Annotated in this window: 8 protein-coding genes and 1 pseudogene; 8 read left to right on the top strand and 1 reads right to left on the bottom strand. The window is 32.1% G+C overall.

Annotated features, from left to right (window positions below; translation table 11 throughout):
- The 7 genes from ACHZC3_RS07705 to ACHZC3_RS07675 form a co-directional block, all read left to right on the top strand.
- Positions 1-2,097 (top strand): TonB-dependent receptor domain-containing protein (locus ACHZC3_RS07705; RefSeq protein WP_394759282.1); only part of this gene is annotated, 2,097 nt, incomplete at its 5' end.
- Positions 2,097-2,558, top strand: a complete 462-nt coding sequence (locus ACHZC3_RS07700) for a thioredoxin family protein (RefSeq protein WP_394759281.1) — start codon at positions 2,097-2,099, stop codon at positions 2,556-2,558. The genes ACHZC3_RS07705 and ACHZC3_RS07700, both read left to right, overlap by 1 nt.
- Positions 2,559-2,638: 80 nt before the next feature.
- Positions 2,639-3,910, top strand: coding sequence for a serine--tRNA ligase (gene serS / locus ACHZC3_RS07695; protein ID WP_394759280.1), 1,272 nt, complete (start codon positions 2,639-2,641; stop codon positions 3,908-3,910).
- Positions 3,911-4,127: 217 nt separating this feature from the next.
- Positions 4,128-5,906 (top strand): tetratricopeptide repeat protein, encoded by a 1,779-nt coding sequence (locus ACHZC3_RS07690; RefSeq protein WP_394759279.1) that lies wholly within the window; start codon positions 4,128-4,130, stop codon positions 5,904-5,906.
- 73 nt (positions 5,907-5,979) lie between these two features.
- A complete protein-coding gene (locus ACHZC3_RS07685) occupies positions 5,980-6,291 on the top strand; it encodes a DUF4286 family protein (protein ID WP_394759278.1) in 312 nt (103 codons plus the stop codon).
- Positions 6,292-6,473: 182 nt separating this feature from the next.
- Positions 6,474-7,835, top strand: a complete 1,362-nt coding sequence (locus tag ACHZC3_RS07680) for a hypothetical protein (protein ID WP_394759277.1) — start codon at positions 6,474-6,476, stop codon at positions 7,833-7,835.
- Positions 7,836-7,847: 12 nt separating this feature from the next.
- The gene (locus tag ACHZC3_RS07675; protein WP_394759276.1) at positions 7,848-8,450 is read left to right on the top strand and encodes a DUF6705 family protein; all 603 of its coding nucleotides are present in this window, start codon (positions 7,848-7,850) and stop codon (positions 8,448-8,450) included.
- 236 nt (positions 8,451-8,686) lie between these two features.
- On the opposite strand, the gene ACHZC3_RS07670 is transcribed toward ACHZC3_RS07675, so the two are convergent.
- A complete protein-coding gene (locus ACHZC3_RS07670) occupies positions 8,687-9,739 on the bottom strand; it encodes a 2Fe-2S iron-sulfur cluster-binding protein (RefSeq protein WP_394759275.1) in 1,053 nt (350 codons plus the stop codon).
- Between the two features lie 164 nt (positions 9,740-9,903).
- Between ACHZC3_RS07670 and ACHZC3_RS07665 the strand changes: the two are divergent.
- Positions 9,904-10,288 (top strand): annotated as a pseudogene (locus tag ACHZC3_RS07665) (gliding motility protein); the annotation flags it as partial.

Below are 10,288 nucleotides of genomic sequence, written 5' to 3'. Positions count from 1 at the left end.
AACATAGCAGTCGGAAATTATAATTTACAAGTTTCGGCAATGGGTTTTGAAACAGTTAGACGGAAATTTGAAGTTAAAGAAAATGACAGTTTGGTTCTGAATTTTGATTTGAACGTTTCGCAAAATAATCTTAACGAAGTAGTCATTTCTGGCACTTTAAAACCGGTTCGACGACTAGAAAGTCCTGTTCCTGTCGAAGTTTATTCACCTGTTTTCTTCAAAAAAAACCCAACACCAAGTATCTATGAGGCTCTTCAAAATGTAAATGGGGTTCGTCCGCAACTAAATTGTGGTGTTTGTAACACGGGCGATATTCATATAAATGGTCTGGAAGGTCCTTATACATTAGTGTTAATCGACGGAATGCCTATTGTAAGTAGTTTATCGACCGTTTATGGTTTGTCTGGAATTCCCAATTCATTAGTAGAAAGAATAGAAATTGTAAAAGGCCCAGCATCTTCTTTGTATGGAAGCGAAGCTGTTGGCGGATTGATAAATATTATTACCAAAAATCCGATAAATGCCTCAAGGTTTTCTGCCGATGTTTTCTCGACTTCTTATCTTGAAAACAATATCGATATGGGTGCTAAATTTAATGTTGGAAAAAAAGCCATCGCATTAATTGGTTTAAATTACTTTAAAAATGGGAATCGAGTAGATAATGACAACGATGGTTTTACAGATGTGACATTGTCGGACAGGATTTCGTTATTTCAGAAATGGAGTTTTGTTCGCAAAGAAAACAGGCTGTTTACTATTGCTGCTCGAGGCGTTTACGAGGATCGTTTTGGCGGAGACATGCGTTGGGAAAGAAAATATCGAGGCGGAAATGAAATATACGGAGAAAGCATTTATACCAAACGCGGAGAATTATTAGGAAATTATCAGTTTCCCACTTCTGAAAAAATTATGTTTTCATTTTCTGGAAACGCACATTTTCAAGACAGCCGATACGGAACAACGAGTTATATTGCCAATCAGAAAATTGCTTTCGGACAACTTACTTGGGATAAAAAAATAGCAAAACACGACATGCTTCTAGGAACGGCATTGCGATACAATCATTATGATGACAATACACAAACAACAGCAAAAAATGGAGAAAACAAACCTGAAAAAACATTTTTGCCAGGTATTTTTGTACAAGACGAAATAGCTTTCAATGATAAAAACAAACTTTTATTAGGTTTACGATATGATTACAACTCGTTTCATGGGAATATTTTTACACCACGAGTTGCCTATAAATTAAAACTGAATGACAATAATATTATTCGTTTAAATGCTGGAACAGGTTTTAGAGTCGTCAATTTATTTACCGAAGACCATGCCGCACTTACAGGTTCTCGTGAAGTCGAAATAAAAAATAATTTGAAACCCGAACAATCTGTAAACGTAAATTTAAATTACATTAAAAAGTTTAATTTCGAAAGCGGAACATTTGTAGGAATCGAAACATCATTATTTCATACCCGATTTAGCAATAAAATTGTAAATGATTACTCGACCGATCCAAACAAAATTATTTATGATAATATAAATGGATATGCGATAAGCCAAGGAATTACAACAAATATTGATGTGAATTTTACCAATGGTTTAAAGATTATTACTGGCGTTTCGTTTTTAGATAATAGAAATATACAAAACGGAATTAGTGAAATTCCAGTTCTAACAGAACGTTTTACAGGAACTTGGAATGTGTCTTACAAAATAAAAGAAGTAGATTTAGTAATCGATTACACAGGGAATTTATACGGCTCTATGAAATTACCTTTATTAAATGATTTAGATCCACGTGCGCCAAAATCGCCAACACATAGTATTCAAAATCTTCAGTTTACTTATTCTGGGTTGAAAAATTTTGAAATTTATACGGGAATAAAAAATTTATTAAACTTTTTACCAAAACAAAACAATCTCTTTTTGATAGCCAATGCTAACGACCCTTTTGATGCAAATGTTCAGTATGACACCAACGGACAAGTCTTGGCAACACCACAAAATCCGTATGGATTAACTTTTGACACGACTTATGTGTATGCACAAAATCAAGGTATTCGAGGCTTTTTTGGGATACGTTATAATTTTAAATAATGAGAAATTATATTTGTTTGGTTCTTTTTATTTTGGCAATTCCGAAAGGTTTTTCCCAATTACAGCTATCCAAATTTGAAGAAATTGACAGTCTACAAAAAGTAGAAAAACGAAAGATTATCGTTTTTATTCATACCGATTGGTGCAAATATTGTCATGCAATGCGAGACAAAACATTCAAAAACCCAACTGTTATAAAAGAAATAAACGAGCAATTTTATTTCGTAGATTTTGATGCAGAAGAAACGCGCAAAATAGTTTTCAATAACCATAATTTTGTTTTTAAACCTAACGGAAGCAATTCGGGAATTCACGAATTGGCAATCGAGTTAGGTACAATCAACAACCAAATCAATTACCCTGTTTTATGTGTTTTGAATGAAAAAAGCGAGATTGTTTTTCAACACAACAGCTATCTAAATGCAAAGCAACTCATTAAAATACTCGAATCTATAAAATAAAGGATAAATAAATAGAAATAAATCAACTCGTTCCTTTGTATTAATTACTAAATTTGCGTTCTTATTAAAAAATTCAAGTTATGTTACAAATCGCATTTATTAGAGAAAATCAGGAAAAAGTAATCAAAGCTTTGGCAAAAAGAAGCATCGATGCTACGAGTATTGTTCAAGAAGTTATGCAACTAGACGAAAAACGTCGTGCAACACAAGTAGAATTAGATACTATTTTATCCGAATCTAATAATATATCCAAAGAAATTGGCGATTTGATGAAAAGTGGCGAAAAAGAAAAAGCGACTGCTCTAAAAGAACAAATTGCTACCAATAAAGAAAAAACTAAAGAACTTTCTGAAATTACAGAAGCTTTAGCAAAAGATTTATTAGACAAACTCTATACATTACCAAATCTTCCTGCAGACATCGTTCCTGAAGGAAAAACACCCGAGGAAAATCTAAATATTTTTGAGGAAGGTGCAATTCCAGTTTTACACGAAGGAGCTCAACCTCATTGGGAATTGATAAAAAAATATGATATTGTCGATTTCGAATTAGGAACAAAAATTACAGCACCTGGTTTTCCTGTTTACAAAGGAAAAGGAGCAAAATTACAACGTGCACTTATTTCTTACTTTTTAGACAAAAACACCGATGCTGGTTACCTAGAATATCAAGTTCCACACATGGTAAACGAAGCTTCTGCCTACGGGACTGGACAATTGCCTGACAAAGAAGGACAAATGTATCACGATGCAAAAGACAATTTATATCTTATTCCAACTGCCGAAGTCCCTGTAACAAACATTTTTAGAGATGTTATTCTCAACGAAAATGAATTACCAGTTTTATGTACAGGTTACACACCATGTTTCCGTCGCGAAGCAGGTTCTTGGGGAGCTCACGTTCGTGGACTAAACCGTTTGCACCAATTTGACAAAGTAGAAATCGTAAGAATCGAACACCCTGACAAATCGTATGAAGCGTTAGAAGGAATGGTCGAACATGTAAAAAGTATTTTACAAGAACTAAAATTGCCCTACAGAATCCTTCGTCTTTGTGGAGGAGATATGGGTTTTGCATCGGCATTAACGTATGATTTTGAAGTTTTTAGCACAGCGCAAGATCGTTGGTTAGAAATTTCATCAGTATCTAATTTCGAAACGTTTCAGTCAAATAGATTAAAATTACGTTTCAAAGACAAAGATGGTAAAAACCAATTAGCACACACTTTAAACGGAAGTTCATTGGCTTTACCAAGAGTTTTAGCAGGAATTTTAGAAAATTATCAAACACCAGAAGGAATTGTAATTCCAGAAGTACTTAGAAAGTATACAGGTTTTGATATCATAAATTAAAAACTACAGAATTTTTTAGATGTACTAATGAAGCATAAAAATTGTTACATTAGTACATTGTTTTTTTAATGACTATTTTATTTTTATTAATCCAAAATATTCAAAGTTGTCATTCTGAGGAACGAAGAATCTCATTAGATATTTGCGTGAGATTTCTCCTTCGTCGAAATGACAAAAACAAACACTTTTATAAAAGTTATAGAAAGTTATATTACCAATGAAAAAATTATTTCTATATATCGTTTTATTATTTCCAATGTTTGTTTTCTCGCAAAACGAACAATTGGCGCAAAATTATTTTGATAGAGGTGAGTTCGACAAAGCAATACTTATTTATGAAGATTTAGTAAAAGGTCAGCCCAATAATTACAATTATTTTCAGAAGCAAATTGCTTGTTATCAGCAACTAAATCAGTTAGATAAAGCCGAAACTATTATTAGTAATAGAATAAATAAAACCAAGCAATCCAATTTATATATCGAATTAGGGTATAATTATCAGTTGCAAAAAAATACGGATAAAGCCGATAAAAACTATAAAATTGCCCTCGAAAAAATAAAAGAAAATCCAAATAATGTATATACTGTTGCACGAGATTTCGAGCAAAAAGCATTAGTCGAGCAAGCTATCGAAGCTTATCGTTTAGGAAATTTAGGTAATCCTGATGCAAATTTCGATTATCAAGTGTCATTATTACAAGGTCAGCTGGGAAAAATAGATTTAATGATTGATACCTTACTCGATTATTCCTTTAGGTTTTCTGTAAATTTACCATTGGTTCAAAACCAATTAACTCGATTTATGTCCGAAGATTCTCAGAAAGCATTTTCTGATAGTCTAAAAAAAGCATTGCTCATTCGCACTCAAAAAACACAGGATTTGTTCTGGAATCAATTTATGAGTTGGTTTTTTATACAGCAAAAAGATTATGGAAAAGCGTTTATCCAAGAAAAAGCCATTTTCAAAAGAAATTCAGATAATTTAATTAATATCATTAATTTGGCGAAATTGACTATCGATGAAAAAGAAATTGAAACCGCTACCGAAATTCTAAATTTCATCTTGCTAAATACACAAGATTTAGAATTACAAATGGAAGCTCATTATCAATTGACATCTATAGATATTGATAAAGCTACAACGAAAGAATATCCAATTATAAAAGAAAAACTGGATTTGTTGTTAAAGAAATATGGAATTTCTCCTTATTCTATTCGATTACAAATTTTGAGTGCACATTTTGATGCTTTTTATTTAAAACAATTCGAATCAGCAAAAACAGTTTTGACTAAAGCTTTAGATTTACCTTTAAATAATTATCAAAAAGCAGATGTAAAAATGGAATTGGCCGATGTATTATTGCTTGACGAAAAATTTAACCAAGCCATTATTTATTATGCTCAAATAGAAGATGATTTAGAAAACGATCAAATGGCACACGAAGCAAGCCTAAAAATGGCAAAAGCAAGTTATTATAAAGGTGATTTCGATTGGGCGCAAAAACAATTTACAGTTTTAAAATCTTCGACATCACAGCTAATTGCCAATGATTCTATGGAATTGTTTTTACTGATTAGTGATAATACTGTTGAAGATTCGACTCAAGTGGCTTTAAAAAAATTCTCGAAAGCCGATTTTCTAGCGTATCAAAACAAAAATACAGAAGCATTACAGTTATTTGAAACTATTTTAGCACAACACAAAGGAGAAAAAATAGAAGATGTAACTTTGCTCAGAATTGGAAAATTGTATGAAAAACAAAATAATTTTCTTCAAGCATTAAGTTTGTACCAGCAAATTATAGACAAACATGCCGAAGGAATTTACATTGATGAAGCCTTGTTTTTTTCGGCCGAAATCTACAGAAAACAATTGCCTGATATAGAAAAAGCAAAGGCTTATTATGAAAAAATAATATTCAGTCATGAAGACAGTATTTATTTTGTAGAAGCCAGAAATAATTACAGAAAATTGCGAGGAGACACTAATTTATAAAAAAGTTTATTTGGTTATTTGTGAATTTGGTTATTCGAATCCACAAATAACCAAATCCACAAATAACCAAAAAATGATAATATACAACGTAACCATAAACATTCACGAAAGTGTACACGACCAATGGTTTTCTTGGATGCAAGAAAAACACATTACCGATGTTTTAGCAACAGGCAAATTTACTTCGGCAAGAATGGTCAAGGTTTTAATAGAAGAAGAAATGGGCGGCATTACTTATTCAATTCAATTTACAACAGATAGTAAAGAAACATTAGAGAAATATTACCTAGAAGACGCGCCACATTTACGTGAAGAAGGGTTGCGTCTTTTTGGGGATAAGATGTTAGCTTTTAGAACAGAATTAGAAGTAATTAGTGAGCATTAGTATTTAGTTACAAGAGATTTTTTTTAGAAAAAATAATGAACCGTTAAGTAAAAATTTAACAAAATGTGCGGAAAAACCGTAAAATTGGTTTAACTAAACTATTTATTATTGCTCTTTATTTCTTGAAAAAGGTAAAATTTCAGCCTTGCGTCGCGAAGTGGAACAGATTAAAAACAAACTAAATGAAACAAAAACTCAAGACAATTAAATTACTATTAACCATTTTTTTGGTAGGATTATTGCTATTTAGTTGTAGTGCAGAAAATGACCTAATAGAAAATGATTTGAATAAACAAAATACTGGAGTTAATCATAGAAAATTTGAAGATTTGATTAAACAAGAAGGGTTTAGAAAAGCCATTTTAAAAGTCCCTAAAAAGAAAAAGGGAACAGCTAGCACCAATACAAATGGAAAAACAGTTATGGAACAACAGTATGGCTTTACTATTTCTAATGAACTGGTAAACGAAATAAATAAAGACTCCATTGTCTCTTATACAATACACATTGTTAGAGATAATTCATTACCTAACGAACTGGAAAATCTTGTAGTACAGGTTTACAATCAGAATCTAATAAAGTCATGGATTATTAAATACACTAATGATGTTCAAATTACTTCAGAAAATTTAAATGCTACAATACAGCAAAGTCAAAAAACAATTGAACCAATTGTTTATAACGATACTCCAATCAGTCAAGGACTTCTAGACGCAGGTTGTTACGATTCAGCTATTTGGATTTGTAGTTATCCTGGTCACACCTCTACAGGAACATGTACGCAAGGTGGTTGGCAAATAATTTCAATATGTGGAGGTGGTGGAGGTGTTGGTAATAGTAGCAGTACTGGTAATAGTAGCGGTGGTGGTGTTAGTACTGCAACTGTTTATGTTGACCCTAATATAGGTAAGCTTAACACAATAACAAACGGAGCAATAGTAAGCCCAAAAATGAATGATTTAAAGAATAGGATTACAGCAAACGTAGAGCATGCATATGTATTTACTGCTAATTCAGCTGGAACTCTTGTTCCTTCAAGCTTAATAGTAGGCATTTTAGATAGACTAGATTTGCCTCCCGTACAAATAAACACTAAAGTAATAATTCATGTGCATCATAATGGATTGGAGCCAATCCCAACTATTGGAGATATTGCAAACTTTGCACAAACGTATAATAATAAAGTAAATTTGGGTGCCACTGACGCACAAGACATTACATCGATTATTATGAGTAAGGCAGGTAATTACGCATTTAGAGTAAATAGCCCTGTTGCTTTGCAAAATTTTCTTAGTTATTATAAAGACCCTGAGAAGAAAAATACTAAGGGACAAACTTATAAAGCATATGTTGACGAGAAATTCAAAAATGTTTCCGAACGGGCAAATGATCTTTGCAATGGTTGTTCGATAGAACAACATGATGCTATATTAGAGAGTCTTTTTTCAAAATTATTAAAAAATTTAGACACTGGCATTGGTCTATATCACTCTATGCCTAAATCACCAGCAAACCCAACCTATTCTTGGACAATAGTAAACTAAAAATAAATCATTATGAAAAAAATAATAATTGCAACGTTGCTAATTTTCAATAGCTTTAGCTATGCCCAACATACAGCGGAGTGGATAACTGTGCCACTTGAAGACGCTTTAGACCCTGCTTATATGGTTAGAGATTTTACCTATTTCAAAGATATAAACCACTCATTAGACAAGTTTGTAGGGACTTGGCAATACACCCAAGGAGGCGTTTCGTTTAAAATAACGTTTATAAAATTAGAAAATGATGATAGTAGCTGGCATAGTAAACAAAAAGAGGATGTACTGATAAGTCGTTACGAATACAAAAATAATGGCAATACTATTTTCGAGACTTATACCACAAACATAAGTCAAGTAAATTTCCGTTTTCTAACTAACGATGCTGAAAGCATTAAATTTGGTTATCAAGAACCTTCATTTACAGAATGCGTTAAGTCTAGAATAGGTGATTTACGAGTTAGTTATTCACTAAACTCGAGTAATCAGCCAACCTTGACTTGGAGCAGAACAGAAAAACCTCGTACCGAAACACCTATTCCTTGTACGGGAAGTAATACAGTAGATATTTCAGATTTTCTGGCTCCTGCAAATATGGTGCTAACTAAAGTTCCTTAAAAGAAAGACGATAAGTATATAATAGCGGTTTTAGATTGCTCTAAAACCGCTATTTTTTTATAATTAATAATGGAACAAAAAAACTAAAACCTCTTGTAACACAGGTTTTACGCTATTGCGTTTTTTGGTCATAATTTAAAGTTTGTTTTGTATCTTTGAAATCAGTGCTTAACCGAAAGTTTCGGCTTCTTTAGTTCGCAACAGTAGTAAAAGCTTGGGAACGACATCTCTCTTTTCTACACATCATCATAATCAACAAAAATCTCGCTCGATGTTGGGTGCGCTTGGCAAGTAAGAATTAAGCCTTCGGCGATTTCTTTATCTGTTAATATCGAATTTTTTTTCATAACTGCACTACCAGAAGTAACACGAGCCAAACAACTACTACAAATTCCTCCTTGGCAAGAATAGGGGGCGTCTATACCTTGTTTAAGCGCAGCTTCTAGCAAAGTTTGCTTGTTTGACATTTCGAATGTAGTCTCATCGCTATCTACTAAAACAGTGATTTTAGTATGTTCATTTTTACCAGTATCAATGGCGTTTTCTTTAGTAGAAGCAGAAAACAATTCGAATTTTATGTCTTTATCAGAAACATTTTTTTCTTTAAGAACATCGCTTACCGTATTAATCATTTCTTCTGGACCACATAAGTAAAATTTAGAAAATGCTGTGCCAACATGTTTGTTATTCAGCACAAAATTTACTACGGATTTATCTATTCTTCCAAAAAGGGAATCGTCGGTTTTCGATTGACTAAAGACAAAATGAACAAAGAAACGCCCTAAATATTGTTGTTGTAATTCGATTAGTTTATCGTGAAAAATTGTTTCTTCGTGTGATTTGTTTCCAAAAACTAAAACAAAAGTGCTTTTAGGTTCTTGTATTAAAACCGATTGCAATATCGACATGATAGGCGTAATTCCGCTTCCTGCAGCAAATGATAGATAATTTTTTTGTTTGTCATGATTTGGTTCAAACGTAAACTTTCCTTCAGGAGTTCCTACTTCGATCACATTGCCAACTGCTAATTTTTCGTTTGCGAATTTTGAAAAATTACCATTTTTTACAGCTTTTATAGCAATTCTTAATTCGCCACTATTTGGTGCTGAACAGATAGAATAAGCACGACGAATTTCTTCACCATCGAGTGTCAATTTCAGATTAACATATTGTCCAGCAACGAACTTGTAAAAATCTTGAAACTCTAGAGGAATATTAAATAAAACAGAAACAGCATCTTTTGTTTCGTGTTTAATTTCTTTTATATTTAGTTTGTAAAATGTAGACATATGAATTCTTTTTAGCAAAATTAACAAACAGGATTGATATATTTTTATAAGTGATTAAAAATTAAAAAAATACTTTACTTTCGGAATTTGAAAAAGAAACGTATTTTTACCCGTCATTATACTAAATTTGACTTTTAGAAGTTACTATTTAAAAACCTTTTACCTTGAAAACAAATAGTTTAAAATATATATCACTTTCGTTTTTATTAATTATTGTTGTTGCTTGTTCTACAAAGAAAAACTCTTTTGTAAACAGAAATTGGCATGCTGTAAACTCAGAATATAATGTTTTGTATAATGGAGGTGTTGCACTACAATTAGGTATTAACGATTTAAAGAGCGGTTACAAAGATGATTTTTGGGAAGTCTTGCCTGTAGAAAGAATGCAAATTGTTGAAGAAACTATGTTGCCTGGACAAAAAGGTAAAAACCAAAATTTTGAACGTGCTGAGACTAAAGCAACTAAAGCTATCCAGAAACATTCGATGAATATTCAAGGGCGAGAAAAGAATATGCAAATGGACGAAGCTCACTTGCTTTTAGGAAAAT

Origin of the sequence: Flavobacterium sp., from assembly GCF_043720215.1 — a bacterium.
Classification (GTDB): domain Bacteria; phylum Bacteroidota; class Bacteroidia; order Flavobacteriales; family Flavobacteriaceae; genus Flavobacterium.
This window is presented reverse-complemented; position numbering and strand designations above follow the sequence as displayed.

What these genes read in the sequence shown, in the direction of transcription:
- ACHZC3_RS07700 (WP_394759281.1), top strand. Translation starts at nt 2,097, where the DNA reads ATGAGAAATTATATTTGTTTGGTTCTTTTTATTTTGGCAATTCCGAAA.
- serS (WP_394759280.1), top strand. Translation starts at nt 2,639, where the DNA reads ATGTTACAAATCGCATTTATTAGAGAAAATCAGGAAAAAGTAATCAAA.
- ACHZC3_RS07690 (WP_394759279.1), top strand. Translation starts at nt 4,128, where the DNA reads ATGAAAAAATTATTTCTATATATCGTTTTATTATTTCCAATGTTTGTT.
- ACHZC3_RS07685 (WP_394759278.1), top strand. Translation starts at nt 5,980, where the DNA reads ATGATAATATACAACGTAACCATAAACATTCACGAAAGTGTACACGAC.
- ACHZC3_RS07680 (WP_394759277.1), top strand. Translation starts at nt 6,474, where the DNA reads ATGAAACAAAAACTCAAGACAATTAAATTACTATTAACCATTTTTTTG.
- ACHZC3_RS07675 (WP_394759276.1), top strand. Translation starts at nt 7,848, where the DNA reads ATGAAAAAAATAATAATTGCAACGTTGCTAATTTTCAATAGCTTTAGC.
- ACHZC3_RS07670 (WP_394759275.1), bottom strand. Translation starts at nt 9,739, where the DNA reads ATGTCTACATTTTACAAACTAAATATAAAAGAAATTAAACACGAAACA.